Consider the following 15,811-nt stretch of genomic DNA (forward strand, 5'->3'; position numbering starts at 1 on the left):
ACGCACGTTACGGTTTAAGAAATTGGTTAAACAACATGCCTGAAATCATCAGCTTTCAACAAGCGATAGAAGCCACAAAAGGCGAAGATAAAGCTCTTCTGATCGGCAACGGCTTCTCTGCGCAGTATTTCAATTACGCGAACCTTCTGATGGAGGCCCAGCTAGAAGACGGCAGCCCCGTAAAAGCGCTGTTTGAACGACTTGGCACTGTGGATTTCGAAGCGGTTATCAGGGCTCTCGAGGACGCATCCATTGTCGAGCGGGCCTATGGCAACGAAGCTCACGCCAGTGAACTCGAAGCCGACGCTCAAAAGGTAAGGGAGGCCCTCGTCAATGCCGTCAACGCGACACATCCCGCCCATAGGGAAGACCTCGAATTCCAGTATGAAAGCGCGGCAGCGTTTCTGAAGCACTTTAGCAAAGGACGAGTGTTCACGTTAAACTATGACCTACTGCTCTATTGGGTGAATTTGGAAAAAAGTCTGCTAACTGACGGGTTTGGCCTTGGCGAAGACGTAGACGATGGCCGTTTCAAAGGCCCTTTCCAAGAAGGTGCATACTGCCGAACTTTCAACCTACATGGCGGTTTACACCTTTTTCAAGACGGAGTCGGAGATGTCTACAAAGCTCTGAACGATGGCGATGGAGTCATAGCGAACATTACGCACGAGATTGCGAACAACGGGCGGCTTCCTCTTTATGTAGCCGAGGGCACTTCGACATCGAAGCTGCGCAAGATCAACTCTGTCGAGTATCTCCGCCATTGCTATCGCGTACTGCAGGAAACCACTGCCGCCGTTTTCGTGTTCGGGCACAGCGCAGATCCAAACGACGCCCATATTTATCATGCAATTTTCGGATCAAAGGCTAAGCACGTCTATTTCGGTGTCTTCCAGCCGAACGACAATAAAGTTACGGCTTTGGATGCCGAACTGGCAAAATACAAAAAGCTCGGAGGGGATGGCGTCCACTACAGCTTCTTTGACTCTGAGACCGCGCAGGTCTGGGATGGACCCCCAGAGGAAGAAGATGCAGACTGACGATCATGCTGTCAGAGAACTCCTGACTGACGGGCGCTGGTTCTTGCGCCCCCAGACAGGGCGCCCAGATTGGTGTGACTCCATCGTTGCGCATGCCGACGTTGGACATCATTGCTGCTAATTTTTGCAGTCCGTGCGCCACACGATGCCTAACCACCTCGAATTGAGGCCGCCTATGCGGCGACCTCATCCGTGTTTGGCTGCAACCCATGCAGGTAATCAACGGCCTTCTGCGCGTAAGCAGCAGCCTGGAAGATGAACCGCTTGTCGTTGCGAAGGACTTCGAGCCAATGCGCAATGTAGGACGCGTGCTCGTCACGCGGTTCCGGCGACAGACCAAGGTCAGCGGCAAGAAACGCGGCTCCAAGCTCAGCGACGAGCTCTTCTTGTGTATAACCTTCGTCGCCCCAGCATTTGCGACCAAAGCTGCGGTCAAGGCGCTTGGGGTGACGAGTCCAATGGCAAACCTCGTGGCCAAGTGTTGAATAGTACGCCTCGGGGGATTCAAAGATCTCGAAGGGCGGCATCTGAACGTAGTCGGGATCAACCGCATAGAAGGCTTGATTGCCACCATGGCGAATATCGGCGGCGGTCGCAGCGAAGAATGCTTCGGCGGCGTTATCACGCTCGGCGGTCTCGGGCATCTGCTCGGCCACGGCGTAGTAGGTCTCGGGCAGTCCTTCGATCTGATCGACGTTGAAGACCGTGTACCCCTTAATGAAGGGGATCTCGATCTCGTGGTCTTGGCCCGCATCATCGGTCTCGGTCTTGCGGAGCTTGTCGGCATAGATGACGAGTTGACCCTTGGAGCCTTTGCGGACCTGCCCACCAAGCTCGAGTGCCTGACGATAGGTCATCCAGGTGGGCGCGGCGTAGCCATGGGCGACGGAGGCTGCCCAGAGCAGGATGATGTTGAGGCCGCGATAGGCCATGCCGTTGTGGCGCAGGGGCCGGGTAATTCGGCCGGCGAGGTGTTCGGCGCTCCAGGGTTTGTGCCAGGGTCGAGTGCCAGCCTCAAGATCGGCAATGATCTTTTCGGTGATGCGAGTGTAGATATCAGGCTTTACCATGTGATCCTCCATTGTCTCGTCCCCGTGCGGGACGCGGGAGGAAATGGCGGACGCAACAAGCCACCCGGGCATGGTCAACCCGGGAGCGTCAGCGAATGGAGCGGGCAGACCATTGTGCGGGTGGCGGCGTCCGCCAGACCCGCGATCCCCCTGCTCGCACGGGGATGAGATGGAGGAGGTTCAAGGGGCTAGAATTCGGCACCCATCATTCGCACAAATATGTTGCACGCCTTATCAAGTCCACTTTGCCAACGTCTTGCATCGATGTTGAGATTGTCCTCCTTACCTGATCTGCGTGAACCTGGCCAAAGCCACAGTTTTGTGGGGTTCCTCAGTGGCTTTTGCCCTCAGGCATTCGTCAATGCAGCAATCAATTTGTTGCAGCCGGGTCAGACTACAGTCCGAGAGCCGTCTCCATCCTCTCATGTTCAAAGGCTGGTGCGCATCTTCTGTGCGCGGCCCCGGTAATACCATGCTGGCGGAGCGTTTCGCCCCAGATTTCGCTCACCGTTTTGGCCATTTCCCTGGCCATATCCTTGGCATCAGCTTGCTCGATATCAAAGAAAGGCGCGGCTTCGATAACTGCTTCCACGGAAGGCTCAAAGCCATGAATGTCGCTGATCCCCGTTTCCAAAGTGGGTTGCCTGCGTGGTTGCGGGTTTACGTCAAACATCGGTGACAGGCGCCATCGATTGTCGCGCACATAGAGCAATCCATGGTTTTTCAGGTGATCATCGGTGTTTGTGATCAGCACGGTGAACAACAGACGCCGCCACAGTTCCAGAATATCACTGTCAGGCAGAACAGACATTTGACGAAGAGCATCTGCAATGTCGGTGTAATAACCATGGGCGGAACCTCTTTTCCCCAAAGCGGTACGGGCCGACATATATGGCAGACGACCACCTTGGCGGCGATCAAAGCGCTTGATGAGTCCGACAGGGTGCCTGCTCGCCGCCAACTCAAGCCGTGCCTCCGGTGTTCGAATACCGACCGCGCGCGCCATTGCGAGGGTGGCAATTTCCAACCTTTCGACGGGCCATGTATCATCAATCGAGGTAAACTTTGCGATCCACAGGTCATCGCCATCCTCGACATTGGCTTTGGGGCGCGCACCGCCAAGTGAACCTGCCGCACCCACAAGATCACGCGCTTCGGCTTCAGCCCCATCCGGATCCCGCTCATACCGTGCTGCGATCGCACGAAGCTCTTCAATATTTGCCAGGCGTGGCACAGGGGGCTGATCCGGGTGGAACACATCACCCTTTTCATTCAAAAACCGCAACGCCCCCTGGCGGGCCCTGTCATCTGCGGCAACCAGATAGTCAAACTCTGTCGCTCCCTCGCCATGCACCCGGCGAATGAGTTTACGTCCCCAACTATCAGGCGATGTATCTGTGAAGGGCCCCGCCAGGACATCTCGACGACGGCTGTCGCGCCCCTCAGACGAAGAATGAAAAGGCGCGCGGCCGCGCGGCATGTCCGGCGCGAGATCAAATCCTATCGGGTTTTCGAGCCATCGTTCATCATAGATGAACGTGGAATGAGACCGGCGCCCATCAGTTTCAAAAATCAAACGACCGACGGGGATACAGGCATCCCCTAGAACAACAAAAGCCTCAGGCATTAAAATGCTGTCCCTTCATCATCATCAAAAACGACTGGCCCCTTTGCGGTGTCTTTTAAGTTAGCTGGGGTGGCCTTTGTGCCCTTGCTGGTCCGCGCGGATGCCGATGGACCGCGCTGCCGGATGCGCTCCGGGAGTTTCTCCCTATCCAGTCCGATGCCGGTGGAATCCGAAGATGGGTCTGCGATCTCGGCCAACCGTTCCAGCATTCCCAGAGCCAGAAGCGCCATAGCAAAGGTCTCAAGCCGGACGCCACCATCGCCCCGCTCAAGCTTTGCAAGAGTCTTGTCGCTGACACCAATCCGGCTACAGAAATCCGCAACCGACATGCGGCGCCTTTTGCGCGCCGTCTGGATATCACGACCGAGCTGCGACAAAGCGGATTTAACTTGTAACGAGCCCACAACACTCTCCAAGGGTTACACCGGATATTTTTCCGGCTTGAAAGCCTTAGTCCGGAATTTTCTCCGGTATATAGCCTCACCTCACATAAATCAAGGTTCCACACCATAATCCGACTGAAACTCCGATCTAAAACTCTTAAAGCGAACTTTTCTCCGGGTTATTAGGGGTGCAACCCGCATCCCCTCCCCCATAATCCACGGCAGAGCTCACAGACGGGCCCTCGAAAAGCTCGGACTCATATTTGCTAAATCCCGCAGCTTCACTGTTCAGTAAATCTGCGGAAATCGACCGGCAAACCGCCATCGTCATGCCGCCTGCCCACTGAGCCTGCCATAGAAGCTGCGCTCGAGATGCAACTCCCCTGCCCCGGCTTTCTGGACAATACCACGCAGATATCCGCCTGGGGACGCCACTTCACCGACGCAATGCTTGTCAAAGGTCAGAACCAGCGCCGCTGTTGCGATTTGAGGCCCAAGCCGATCCTGCGCGAGGTTCCAGGCATGCTCGGACACGCCGATCATCGGCCTCAACTGCCCGGCAACGCGATGAAGATCGCCCCAATCCTTCAGATACCCGCCCATATTGCGTGCCCAGGACGCGAATTCTGGACAAGCCTGCATCACAGTCGGCAAATCAAGTGCTGCTCCTCGTGTCTTGCGGGCCTCAGTAACCCAATCTTCCAACTCCCTATCCACTTGGTTTTCGGGTGGTGCATTGGGCACCACGCCCGCCGCTTGCTCAGTTTCTGAGCGATTACAGGTTACAGGATTAAGTTGGGTTGTAATTGGTATATGAGGTTCAGAATTGACCTCCCTGGGGTTCAATTCTTGAGTCTTTTCACTGACTTGTTCGGTGGCTTCAGCCAAGTTTTCCACAACCTCATCCGCCCGAACTGCCTTGAGGTAGGTCGCCTCGACGCGCTCCTGAAGTTCCCTGAACCAAGCCAGGAGCCGCTCAAGCGTCTCAGAACCCGTGTTCCGACGCGGTAGACGGTCCAGGAGATCCTCGAATAGTCTTGAAAGATGCTCCCAGGGCCCTCTCAGCGCCGTGTGAGACGCCGCTTCGATCCGGGCGCGGATCATCCGGCGTGCAACCGTGATCTGACGCTTCAGGCGCTGACAGAACTCACGCTCGGCCTGCAATTCGGCCTGTAGCTGCTCGAATTCCTCGACACGCGCTGACAGCGGCGACAGATCGAAGCCATAAGCCTCGATGATGCGCCCGTCAGCGTCCCTGTGGCCCCACCGCTTGCCATTGGGGCTATCCTTGAAGGAGATCACGCCAATTTCAGCCAGACGCCGCGCATGGCGCTTGAGCGCAGAGAGCGAGAAGCCCGTCTGCTCCATCAGATAGGCGTTCGAGGCCCAGACGATCGGACGCTGTCCCTCCTCCCAGTCCTGGGCCTGTGTGAAGGCTCCGAGCGTGTCGAGAAGCAGCATGTCTCCGGCCTTGAGGCCGATGTGTGCGCCAACACGCTTCACGGCAACAAAGGCCTGCGATTTGGGAACAGCCGCCTTTTCGCCGACCTGTGCGTGCTGTTCAGAGACAGCAAGTCCAACCGTTGCCTTACGCCAGCCCGAGGGTTGGTTGATATTGGACATACCTCCACCGTTCTGAGGCATGCCTGTCCCAGTCGCTCCATCCGGAGCATCATTGAATTTCTTCATTTTACTATGCAGGCACAGAAAACCTGTTCGCCCGAAGACGTTTTTCGTTGTTTAGCGATTCGCGGGCTGCTAGGATTGTGGTGTCAAAACAAATCGCGCCTTGTGCGCAGCAGCCCTCGGGACTTCGGTTTCGAGGGTTTTCTTTTGGGTGCCGTTCTCCTTTCTGCTCGTTGCCTCCGTTTCGGCGGTTAACAGCTGTTAACCGCCCCTACCCTTCGTGGTTTTCTGATTGAAACCGCTCGAAGGAATCCTGAATGAGCTGGTCCAGATTCTGATCCAGCCAGTTTGCGAATTTCGTGTTGTCCCCTGCCCTCTTGACGGTCACCGAGAGGCCCGACTTTCCACTCTTGATCTGAACGCCAGGAAGTGGCGAGCGCTCTTCAACAGCCCGTTCTTGCTTTCCGCGTTTTCCGATCTCCTTGAGCACAAGCTCCAGACGGGTGTCGGATTCCAGCTCACCGGATCGGCCAAGAACTCCCAGGGCTGCTTGCTCGGTCAGCTGCTCCTTTTCAAACGCAGTTGCGAGGGTTGTCCATTTCGGGCGCCCTGCCCCCGGAGCCGCGCCGATTGCCTCACCGACGGCGCTGGGAACCAGGCGATTGATACGTTCAAGCTGAGACAGCGTGTTCTTGCTGATCGCCAAGGCCTGGCAAACTTCTGCGCGGGAGTATCCCTGCTCCAGGATCGCTTGCGCAAAACGAACACGTTCATAGTAGCTCAGTTCCGCGCGGCCAGCGTTTTCGAGCCCTTTTGCCATCAGGGCGTCTGTATCGTCGAGCGTCCGGATCAGAGCCCGCACCGGGATACCAAGCTGCCGACAAGCAAGTATCCGTCGCTGACCGTAGATCACCTCGAAATGCCCATCGCGATCCTTAGACGGCCGAAGAAGAACGGGCACTTGCTGTCCGGCCTCGGCAATACTGGATGCCAGGTCTTGGATCGATTCATGCGGCTCCGCGCTGTTAACAGCTGTTAACTCGATATCGAGCCGGTCCTTTGGACCCCATGCCAGGATGAGGTTTGTATCGATATCCTGAATACCGCCGAGACCTGCGCGAACAGACCCAATGGTCCCTTTGGGCAAGGTCCGATGCGCCCGTTCTGAGCCACTGTCTCTCGCGGCTTCAGTTGCTGCGGTAATCGCGGCCATGATGCCGGTTTTGTTTTTTCCCATTGCCATGATTACCGCCCCCATGCCTGTTGAAGCATTCCTGCGATCTCAGCACCAACCGCATCCATGCTGTTTTTAGCGCGATCGTAGGTCGACCGTGTCATCTCGGACCGCGCGACCTCGTAGATCGACATCTTGAGCATCGATGCGTCGCCAATAGCTGTACTGCGCAGGCCCGTCGCACCAACCACGCGGTCCTGGAACAATGCACGCATCAGACTCACGATCTGCTGACTTGGAATATCGCTCGGGTCATCGCGCGTTATGAGGAAGGAAAAGAAATCATGGTCCAGTTTGACGCCTGTGTCCTCGATCACGCCCAAATAGGCGGAGGTCATCTCGACAAATTGCTGTGTGGAAGCCAGGTCAAGCATGCTCGGTGTCATCGGCACAATGACGGAGGTGGCCGCATATAGGCCCGTCAAGGTTAGAAACCCAAGTGCTGGTGGGCTGTCGATGACCACCACATCGTAATTGCTCTCAACGGACTGAATCGCTTTGCTGAGCTTCTCAAAGAAAGCAACGCCGCGGCCCGCATTGACTGCGGTCTCAGTTTCGAATTCGCTCAGCACGAGACGGGCCGGCGCGAGGTGGAGACCCGGGAAGTAGGTTTCCACAATGGCCTCCGACATGGGCACGGGATCCTCGTAGCGGAGCGCGTCATAAATTGACGCGCCTTCAAATTCCAGTTCCGTCTGAATTCCGCAGAAACCCGTGAGGCTACCTTGCGGGTCCAGGTCAATCGCCAGGACCCTATAGCCGCTCAAAGCAAGGTAGTGGCAAAGGTGGATGGCGGAAGTGGATTTGGCGGAACCACCTTTGAAGTTCATCAGTTGAATGACCTGAAGCTTGTCACCCTCGCGACGCCCAGGAAGGTACTTTCCAGGTTTGCGAGAGCTTGCTTCCAATAGGTGGCGCGCTTGCAGAATCTCTTCACCGGAATAGAATCGGCGCCCATTCTTGATGACTTCGGGTTCGGGCAGGGACCCTTCGCTGTGGCATTTGCGCAAGAACTGACCCGTCACGCCGAGGAGCTCAGCAGTCTCTGTTGCGCTGAATAGTCTCAAACTTTTGCGCTGGTCTGGCGCATAAGCCTGCTGAAGATGCGTGGTGAGCGCGGTGTGTAGACGCGCCGCCATCTGGCTTGTAAGTTCGGATTGAGAGGCCGCTTCGATGGGTGCCGTCTGAAACATAGTTGCAATTTCTCTGCTCGAACGCGCTTATTTGCGCAACTTGACTCTAAAGGCAGTGATTCACCCTTCTAAGTCAAGGATTTTTCCACAATTTGTGCTATCTAACCAACGGGCTACTAGGGAAGCGATACTGCATCGGCGAGTTAACAGCTGTTAACAGCGCCGGAGGAATGGGTGCACCGGGCCGAGAAATGGCCCGGTGCAGGTTTTATTGGGCTTCCTTCGGGCCCCAAGGAATGACAGCCTGAAGCGTGTCATCATCCTGATTTGCGGCCTTGCCGAGATTGGCGTTGAAGCCGAAATCCCGGATCGTCAGCGTGAAATAGTCGGCGCCGGTATCGCGATTCTGCTTCTTCCAGATCCCGCCACATTCGACCAGGCGACCACGGGGAGAGCGCCCAAGGACACGGTGCGTAGGGGCCATTGGATTGTCGCTTGAGATGGGCTCAACGGTGATGTCGATGTCGAATGTCAGGGTAGAGATCGAACCGCTGCCTTTGGCGTTTTCGATATCGGAGCTGTCGAAGTGAATGCAGTTGGTGGTCATCGCCAGGTTCCTTTCTATGGTGTTGCGATGATGGTCCGAGGGCAGGGACCATGACCAAAACCACACCGAAGGCGAAGCGAAGCGGAGAGGGGCGGGGGACCAGAATTCTGTTCCGCGAGGAATGCACGGTAGGGCAGGGGAGAATTCTGAGAACCGCCCTTTGTGGTTTTGGCAGGACCTGCGACCAGCATTCTAAGCAACACCAATGAAAGGTCTGTGCGACTGCGTCACTCAGCATAGACCGACGCCAATATCTGACATCAAGCGGCGGCCAACGGATCAGACCAACGGGTCGAGTTCTTCGACCTTGCGATGTGCCCATTTCAACCAGTCAGCGGCTGGCATCCCGTCAATCTCCTCAACCAGGCTATGAGGGTTCGCTTCAAGTGCGGCGAGAAAGGATCGAAGCCTTTGCGCCTCCTCCCAGTCCTTCGCCCGGTCCCGAAACAGACGCCATTTCTCCTGCTCAAGCTGAGCCAGATGACGGCGCTCTTCCTCTGCGACCCGCTGCGCCTCAATGCGACGGTCTCGCTCCGCAAACTCCTCGCGTCGTGCGGCCAAGGCTGGCCCTGCCAGCAAGAACCCCGCAATCACCGTTGGAAGTAAATCCTCGCCATTGAGCTTACTCGTTTCGACCCATTCTTTCTTCACACCCGTTCCAAGGTAGGTCGTGATCGTGAAGCGCAGGAACCCTGTAGGGGCCAGGGCGCTGTTGTGGTGATATGGAAAGGCCGTCCAGCCCTTCGGCTCATCGGACGGCTTTCCATGAAACTGGTACATCTTTTCGACAACAGCGATTTCGAACTTTTCTCCTGAAGCCTCCAACCTGAATTTGCCGCGAATACTGCCTTCAAGCGCGCGACCTCCCTGGGCCTCAAACCCTTTCAGGAGCGCGCTGGTGACCCGGAAACGATACAGATCCCGTTCGGTCAGATCGGCCAGTGTTTCTTCACCCCACCAAAGATCATCCGGCTGGCGAGCACGAAATCGAGCGCGCCGTTCAACTTGTTCCTTTCGATGTTCGTCCACCCAAGCTGCAACAATCGGATGGAGATTGCGCAACGTCCCCGGTATCGAGATTTTGGCGACATTCACCGCGACCTCCTCAACACGTTTCGCGCTTTCGCGAGACTTTCTTTGGAATTGGCCGCTTTGCGGGAACCGGATGATGCTGGCCGTTCCCGCAGGGCAGGAAGGAAACTCGTGTTTCTGAACTTCCTTGCCCGCTTCCAGCTTTGCCCAATACCCCCGCGGTGGCCTAGGAATCGCATGGCGCGCGCAAATTTTGGAAAGGCCCTGATCTGACAGGCCAAATTCCTCCGCAAGCTTTGTCATTGGTTTGCGCCAGACGAGTTCATAGAGTTCCTCTCGCGATATTTGCTTCATAGCCGAATCCAATCAATTTCTCAATTTTTCATATAGTTACGCCTGACAGTGGAACAACTCTGTGAAGTCCTGACTAGGAATTTAAGTCAAATCGCGCCGCCCAGGCGGTGCTCCTGCGCGGACAGCGCCGGTCCGGCGGCGGGGCAGGGGGCTTGTCCTTCTGCCCCGCCGCCGGACAATTTTCCAGGCTTCGCGTCTTGACGCTAACTCAAACAAAAGAAGCCCCGCCGAAGCGGGGCCAGTTGGGTCTCCCCACGAAGGAGCCGTCAGGTGCAGTCGGGCACCCATTTGTCGAGTTTGGCTTTTTGATCGGTCGTCAGGCCCATGAGCTTCTGGGTGGTTGGATCACTCACGAGCTTTTCCATCTTCTCGGCCTTTTCCGCCTTCTTAAGCTTGGCGAATGCGGTGACACGTTCGTCGCGGGCATCACAGTCGAGGAACTCGCAAAGCAGATCGACCAGATGACCTGCTGAAACGCGCGAGAAGAAATTCTCTGCCGTAGGCGTCCAGTGCTTTCGGATATCGGCCCCGGCCTCGTCCGCGATCGGGCCGAAGAACTCCGAGCCGCCAGCCCGATAGGGCAGGGTGCGGACGATCGCCTCGGTGATCGTGGCATTGCGGGCTTTCTTGCCGGTCTTGCGGAAGGCGGTGAAAGCCTCGGGCAGGTCTTCCACACGAGTGCCGTTCTGCCAGTATTCGCTGCCATCAATCCCATGCTCAAGGCGTGGCTCTCGGGCGAACCCATCCTCGACGCTTGGTGCGTTGTTCGGGCGGTCCAACCGAATACCGAAGACACTCTCGAAGCTGCCCGATGCCTCCGAGAGACCAAAGCCCAGCAAGTCCAGAACCAGTTCGGGTTTGGCGAGAAGGGCGGTCTGCACTGAGGCCAGCCGGATCGCCTGCATGTCGGCCACCAGCTTTTGCGAGTAGGGGGATTTCGGGGTGTCAGACTTGGTTGTCTGTGGCGCTTGCAGAACACCGGCCTCAATGGCCGCTTTCTTGTCTTCGGGGCGGACCAGACCGGCTGTCATCTCTACCTTGCCCGACCCATTCACGAGGATGATGCAGCCTGTGTGGACCTTCTGATCCTCGGAATAGTCACCGTCGAGAATGGCCTGCAGTTCGGACAATCTGGCTTCGCCGTCTTCGTCCAAAGCGTCACTGTTGGCGAGTTCAGCGAGTTCGTCATATTTCTCGGCTTCCTCTTCGGTCAGATCGCCCTCGACGGGGTAGAGGCGGGCCAGCTTCATTTGGTCCAACTCGTAGTAGTTGAGCCAGGCCTCGGGACGGGCCTCGGCCCATGCCCAGCCTTGGGTCTCGACCAGATCGGCCCGAGCAGCGTCCAACTTCTCGATGAAGAGCCGTTCCAGAAGGGCAGGGGAGGCGAGGAAGACCTCGTCGGAAAAGAGATCGCGCGTGACCGTGCCACCCTCGGCTTGATAGGCCTCGATGCCCACAAACTTGGCGCGGCGGTCCGTGGCCTTGATGGCATCGGGGTGCAGCGCGTTCTTGATTGCGGACTCAGAAACGGCCTGTCCTTTAACTTGCTCCAGAAGGCTCAGGGTGAGCGCTTCATCGTCAGAGAGGGTGAAGGCCTTGGCGGTGCCGAGACTGATTTCTCCTGCGGCCAGCGCGTCGAGTACCTGCTCGGGCAAACTGGCAAGCGCCAGTCGTTGGTAGACGCGGGCTTCGGTGACGACAAAGGCGAGGGCGATTTCCGGCACGGTGGCCCCGCGTGATTTCATGCGCCCGAAAGCGCGAATTTCGTCCGCCGGAGTCATGTCCTCGCGGGCGGCGTTCTCGGCGCTCGCCCAATCCTCGGCCTCGGCGGCATCTGTCGCCAGTTTGACGGGAACCGTGGTGAAGGGATGGGTCTTGGACCGCCCCGCGATCATCTGGATGGCTCGAAGACGACACCCGCCCGCGACGATCCCAACCTTGCCGTCTTCGTCCATGAGGCCTGCGAGATTATGGATGAGGCCGAAGCGCTCGATGCTGGAGGCCAAGCTTTCGATGTGGGCCTCAGAAACGGCTTTGCGCGGGTTCAGGTCGGAAATGTAGAGCATCTCCAATGGGAATTGCAGGATCACGTCACTGGCGGCGTCGGTTTGGATGGTCTGTTGCTTTGTCATTGGTTTGCCCTTTCGGATGGATGTCAGGCCCGCTCGGAGCGCGGCACAGGCACTTGGCCGTTGGTTTTGTGAATGGGGTAGGGGAGGGGGACCGGAACGCTTGAGGCTCTGGCCCCGACGGCATCACCACCAACAGGAGTAGATGACGGTCGCTCCGCGCTCCAATTCGGCGCGCGCCCACGCACAGAACTCGAGGTCATAGTCTCGGTATTCGGCGGCCTGTTCGTCTTGCATCTGGTGGCCATAAAAGAAGCCGCCTTCACATCGCGGCAGCTTTCGGCCTTTGACCGCTTTTTCCAGCGCGTCAATGTCGCATGGCTTCAGTTGGAGTTCGCCACAGTTGAGATTGTTGGGAAGCAATCCCGTGCGTTGTTCGTAGAGCTTTTCCATGAAGGTTTGCAGTTTCGAATGCTTGCGCCAAACGAACTTGGCGCTTTCTCCTTCGTCTCCGCTCTCGGGTGTTTTGACATATGCGTATTGATCGAGGCCCATGGCCTGCTCCTTTCGTGGTTGGAGCGGCGCGGTGCTCTCTTGTGATGCCTTGCGGCCTTGGCCCCGCTTCCGCCAGTGGCGGAGGCCTCGGCTGATCTGTCAGCCTGAAAAGCCCCCGTGCTTTTCGGCTGGACAGAGCAGGAGAGGGCGCAGCCCGACCTGCGGCCGAACGGTGGATCGACACAGGGGGCCGGAGCGGTGAAATCAGGAGGGACCCGCATTCTTGCGGGAGGAGCCGGATTTCTCCGCAGAGGCTGGCGCGCTCAAGCGCGACACCAGAGCCCCTGTTCGATCCGCCGGGCGGATGGCAGGCGGTCAGGTATGTTGTTTCCGGCCAGCGGGACTTGAGCGAAGCGGAAGTTCCGATGACTACCGAATCCAGCAATTGCAGCGGCACTGCAATTTCACTTTCAACCGCGCGAAGGATTGTGACCCGAATGGGCGAAGACGTGTTCACGCGGCTTCGGGCGCAGCCTAGAGCCTGGCAAGCGCCATGGGCGCGGCGTACTCAAGAACCCGAAAAAAGGCTTCCCCAGATTCTTTTTTGCACAGAACGGCAAATCTCGACCGATACTGGAAGTGTTCGCCAGCCGTGATGTACGGCCAAGACAAGGAGATACGAACATGACTAAATCGCAAAATTCCGAAATCAAGCGCCAGCAGAAATACCTGGATCGCCTTCCGGACAACTACCAGTTCCCCCTTTTCAACACGAAACAAGCGCTGCAGTCGCAGCGGCAGAACGGGTACAAGAATACCGCCGCCGCCGCACGAGAGATCGTCGACAACGCCCTTGAAGCAGGTGCAAAACATGTCGATGTGGTTCTTCGCCGGCCGGATCAAAGGCACCTAAAGAAGCATGACCGAAAGAATGCCGTGTCAGCGGTCGCTTTCGTCGATGACGGCTCCGGTATGCTCCCACTTATGGCGCGCTATGCCTTGAGTTGGGGTGGGGGCACACACTTCGACGACCATGACTTCATCGGAAAATTCGGGTTCGGGTTGCCAAATGCCTCGATCAACCAAACGACGAAAGTTGCAGTTTACACGCGTACGGACCCGAGCGAACCGATCACGGTGGTTGAGCTTGACCTCGACGCTTTTGACGAGCATGGGTTGCAGTCCATTCCCGAGCCGACGGAAGGCGAACTTCCCGGCTTTGTGAGTGATGCACTTAACCGCCAGAATCGAACGTTTGAATCGGGGACTGTCGTTGTTTGGGATAAGCCAGATCGACTGACATATAGAATGGCGCCGGATCTAAAGAGCCTTCTCATCGATGACTTTGGATCGACTTACCGCAATCACCTGAAGAACTTCACGTTGACGGTTGATGGGACAGAGGTGGAAGCCGTGGATCCTCTCTTCACGTCACCTGGCATGAAGTATTTCGTGCCCGAAGATGAAGGTGGTGCGACCGTAACATTCGAAAAATCGCTGCCCCTCCGCTACTTCATCGACGAAGAGACGGGTGGTCGGCATTTGTCGAAGCCGGAAAAAGACGACGATTTGGATGTTGAGGGCGAAAAAACAATCGCGACAGGCGTTGCCCACATCCGTGTCGTCAGACTGCCAGTTGGTTTTGCAGAATCGAAGGCCAAGAAGAAGAAAGGGCTGACCGACGCCAACCGCCGCTTTGAAATCCGAAAGTCTCGTCGAGGCATGTGTTTCGTACGCGCGGGCCGCGAGATCGAAACTCTTGATGCTTTCCCGAGGTCGGCAAAAGATCAGGCATCTGGTCTGGGCACTTGGCCTTTGTTGCAGGGCTATGCCTATCACTGGGGCATCGAGGTTAGCTTTGAACCAAGCCTTGATGACGTCTTCGGGATCACGAACGACAAACAGACGGTAAGGCCACTGGAAGATGTTTGGCGCATTCTGTCACAGGAAGGGGTTGATGATGCCCTTATGCGTGAAAACAACTGGCAGTCAAAAGCGCGTCGGAAAAAGCAAACAGAAAAAGCCATGGAGGCCGACAAGGCACGAGAGAGCAAGCCAACCACAGGTGAATTAGCCGCAGCAGCTGCTAACGTTGTGAGCGGCCGACCGCCGGCAGTTCCGGATACCAAGCAAGAAACCGTCGACGAAGTCACCAAGATCGAAGTTGCGCGGCGCGCAAAAGAGACACAGAAACAGGCCTCTGAAATCGAAGAAGCCATGAAGGAAGAACGCCGCCGTCGGCCTTATCGTGTGGCATTTGCTGAAGACCCGAACGGTCCATTCTATATGCCTGAGTATGGGCACAACGGGCAAGTAGTGGCCAAAATCAATACCACCCATCCCTTCTACACTCACGTGTATAGCCAGTTGGTTCAGAACTTCGGCGGTGAAAGGGCTCGGGACACGATCGATCTATTGCTTCTCATGCTGTCACAGTCAGAGTTGGAGGCGGAGGAAATGCTCGAGTTGTTCTACAGCGCTCAACGCATCGACAAATGGTCGCCGTTCTTGAGAAATGCTCTGACGATCCTGGAAAACGGTATCGCCGATACAGAGGATCCCGACGAGAATCTGGAACCCGATGGAGAACCGGACGAGAACGCAGCCTGAGGCCGCGAAACGCTGACAAAACGAAGGCCAGACCTGGCTAGGTCTGGCCTTCTCGCTGTTCAATTGCCTCCAAGACACGCCGGGCCGAAGCAAGTTCATCTTCGTCCATTGAGTCATCCTCGGCCGCCCCAGCACTCACAAGGTCAGCGAACTGGCCTTCCCAATATCCGAGAAAAAACTGCACATCAGTGTCTGCTACATCGACTTGAAGATCGTACCGCGCAATGCGCTTTTCGTCCGCAATACGTGACGCCACCCAGGCAGACAGGTCATCTTCGTGACAGTCCAATGCGTTTGCCAGAATGTCCTGGAAGGCGGCATCGGCATCGGGTGCTGACCGCACGAATCTGGGGAAGCGTTCCTCCGTTTCGTAGACACAGAAGATGGTCTGCATAATTTCTCCCCGTTTGCCATCCCTCCTTTAGCCGATTACACAACACCTGCACAGATCGAATCTTTATTGCCGATACTGTGAATGGACTCCGTCCGATTTCAACCTTCACGCCCGCGGCGCAATGGTCGCTGCACTAA

Annotated in this window: 13 protein-coding genes; 2 read left to right on the plus strand and 11 right to left on the minus strand. The window is 56.8% G+C overall.

Features of this window, described 5'->3' with window-relative positions; all coding sequences use genetic code 11:
- The first annotated feature begins 35 nt into the window (after window positions 1–35).
- Window positions 36–1,040, plus strand: a complete 1,005-nt coding sequence (locus K3725_RS20260) for a DUF4917 family protein (protein WP_260018747.1) — start codon at window positions 36–38, stop codon at window positions 1,038–1,040.
- Between the two features lie 173 nt (window positions 1,041–1,213).
- Here the strand turns inward: K3725_RS20260 and K3725_RS20265 are convergent, their stop codons facing one another.
- The 10 genes from K3725_RS20265 to K3725_RS20310 form a co-directional block, all read right to left on the minus strand.
- Window positions 1,214–2,122 (minus strand): ArdC family protein, encoded by a 909-nt coding sequence (locus K3725_RS20265; protein ID WP_260018748.1) that lies wholly within the window; start codon window positions 2,120–2,122, stop codon window positions 1,214–1,216.
- A gap of 382 nt (window positions 2,123–2,504) precedes the next feature.
- Window positions 2,505–3,737: a type II toxin-antitoxin system HipA family toxin gene (locus K3725_RS20270; protein WP_260018749.1), complete on the minus strand. Its 1,233-nt coding sequence runs from the start codon at window positions 3,735–3,737 to the stop codon at window positions 2,505–2,507.
- Window positions 3,737–4,153, minus strand: coding sequence for a helix-turn-helix domain-containing protein (locus tag K3725_RS20275; RefSeq protein ID WP_260018750.1), 417 nt, complete (start codon window positions 4,151–4,153; stop codon window positions 3,737–3,739). Before K3725_RS20275 ends, K3725_RS20270 begins: the two co-directional genes overlap by 1 nt.
- A gap of 294 nt (window positions 4,154–4,447) precedes the next feature.
- Window positions 4,448–5,743, minus strand: a complete 1,296-nt coding sequence (repC, locus tag K3725_RS20280) for a plasmid replication protein RepC (RefSeq protein ID WP_260018751.1) — start codon at window positions 5,741–5,743, stop codon at window positions 4,448–4,450.
- A 274-nt stretch (window positions 5,744–6,017) separates the two neighbouring features.
- Window positions 6,018–6,989, minus strand: a complete 972-nt coding sequence (repB, locus tag K3725_RS20285) for a plasmid partitioning protein RepB (protein WP_260018752.1) — start codon at window positions 6,987–6,989, stop codon at window positions 6,018–6,020.
- 2 nt (window positions 6,990–6,991) lie between these two features.
- Window positions 6,992–8,173 carry a plasmid partitioning protein RepA gene (gene repA, locus K3725_RS20290; RefSeq protein WP_165198699.1) on the minus strand — a complete coding sequence of 394 codons (1,182 nt, stop codon included), beginning with the start codon at window positions 8,171–8,173 and terminating at the stop codon, window positions 6,992–6,994.
- 208 nt (window positions 8,174–8,381) lie between these two features.
- A complete protein-coding gene (locus K3725_RS20295) occupies window positions 8,382–8,720 on the minus strand; it encodes a DUF736 family protein (RefSeq protein WP_076621005.1) in 339 nt (112 codons plus the stop codon).
- Between the two features lie 279 nt (window positions 8,721–8,999).
- Window positions 9,000–10,106 (minus strand): hypothetical protein, encoded by a 1,107-nt coding sequence (locus K3725_RS20300; RefSeq protein WP_260018753.1) that lies wholly within the window; start codon window positions 10,104–10,106, stop codon window positions 9,000–9,002.
- 266 nt (window positions 10,107–10,372) lie between these two features.
- Entirely contained in the window at window positions 10,373–12,238 is a 1,866-nt protein-coding gene (locus K3725_RS20305; RefSeq protein WP_260018754.1) for a ParB/RepB/Spo0J family partition protein, read from the minus strand.
- A gap of 123 nt (window positions 12,239–12,361) precedes the next feature.
- Window positions 12,362–12,730, minus strand: coding sequence for a hypothetical protein (locus K3725_RS20310; RefSeq protein ID WP_260018755.1), 369 nt, complete (start codon window positions 12,728–12,730; stop codon window positions 12,362–12,364).
- A gap of 624 nt (window positions 12,731–13,354) precedes the next feature.
- Here K3725_RS20310 and K3725_RS20315 point away from each other — a divergent pair.
- The gene (locus K3725_RS20315; RefSeq protein WP_260018756.1) at window positions 13,355–15,280 is read left to right on the plus strand and encodes an ATP-binding protein; all 1,926 of its coding nucleotides are present in this window, start codon (window positions 13,355–13,357) and stop codon (window positions 15,278–15,280) included.
- 37 nt (window positions 15,281–15,317) lie between these two features.
- Here the strand turns inward: K3725_RS20315 and K3725_RS20320 are convergent, their stop codons facing one another.
- The gene (locus K3725_RS20320; protein WP_260018757.1) at window positions 15,318–15,674 is read right to left on the minus strand and encodes a hypothetical protein; all 357 of its coding nucleotides are present in this window, start codon (window positions 15,672–15,674) and stop codon (window positions 15,318–15,320) included.
- Window positions 15,675–15,811: the final 137 nt, after the last annotated feature.

The sequence above is a fragment of the Leisingera sp. S132 genome, from assembly GCF_025144465.1.
GTDB lineage: Bacteria > Pseudomonadota > Alphaproteobacteria > Rhodobacterales > Rhodobacteraceae > Leisingera.

Bases quoted from the DNA above. Each gene is read 5' to 3' on its own strand.
- repC (WP_260018751.1), bottom strand. From the start codon at position 5,743: ATGTCCAATATCAACCAACCCTCGGGCTGGCGTAAGGCAACGGTTGGA.
- K3725_RS20320 (WP_260018757.1), bottom strand. From the start codon at position 15,674: ATGCAGACCATCTTCTGTGTCTACGAAACGGAGGAACGCTTCCCCAGA.
- K3725_RS20310 (WP_260018755.1), bottom strand. From the start codon at position 12,730: ATGGGCCTCGATCAATACGCATATGTCAAAACACCCGAGAGCGGAGAC.
- K3725_RS20315 (WP_260018756.1), top strand. From the start codon at position 13,355: ATGACTAAATCGCAAAATTCCGAAATCAAGCGCCAGCAGAAATACCTG.
- repA (WP_165198699.1), bottom strand. From the start codon at position 8,173: ATGTTTCAGACGGCACCCATCGAAGCGGCCTCTCAATCCGAACTTACA.
- K3725_RS20300 (WP_260018753.1), bottom strand. From the start codon at position 10,106: ATGAAGCAAATATCGCGAGAGGAACTCTATGAACTCGTCTGGCGCAAA.
- repB (WP_260018752.1), bottom strand. From the start codon at position 6,989: ATGGCAATGGGAAAAAACAAAACCGGCATCATGGCCGCGATTACCGCA.
- K3725_RS20305 (WP_260018754.1), bottom strand. From the start codon at position 12,238: ATGACAAAGCAACAGACCATCCAAACCGACGCCGCCAGTGACGTGATC.
- K3725_RS20295 (WP_076621005.1), bottom strand. From the start codon at position 8,720: ATGACCACCAACTGCATTCACTTCGACAGCTCCGATATCGAAAACGCC.
- K3725_RS20260 (WP_260018747.1), top strand. From the start codon at position 36: ATGCCTGAAATCATCAGCTTTCAACAAGCGATAGAAGCCACAAAAGGC.
- K3725_RS20270 (WP_260018749.1), bottom strand. From the start codon at position 3,737: ATGCCTGAGGCTTTTGTTGTTCTAGGGGATGCCTGTATCCCCGTCGGT.
- K3725_RS20265 (WP_260018748.1), bottom strand. From the start codon at position 2,122: ATGGAGGATCACATGGTAAAGCCTGATATCTACACTCGCATCACCGAA.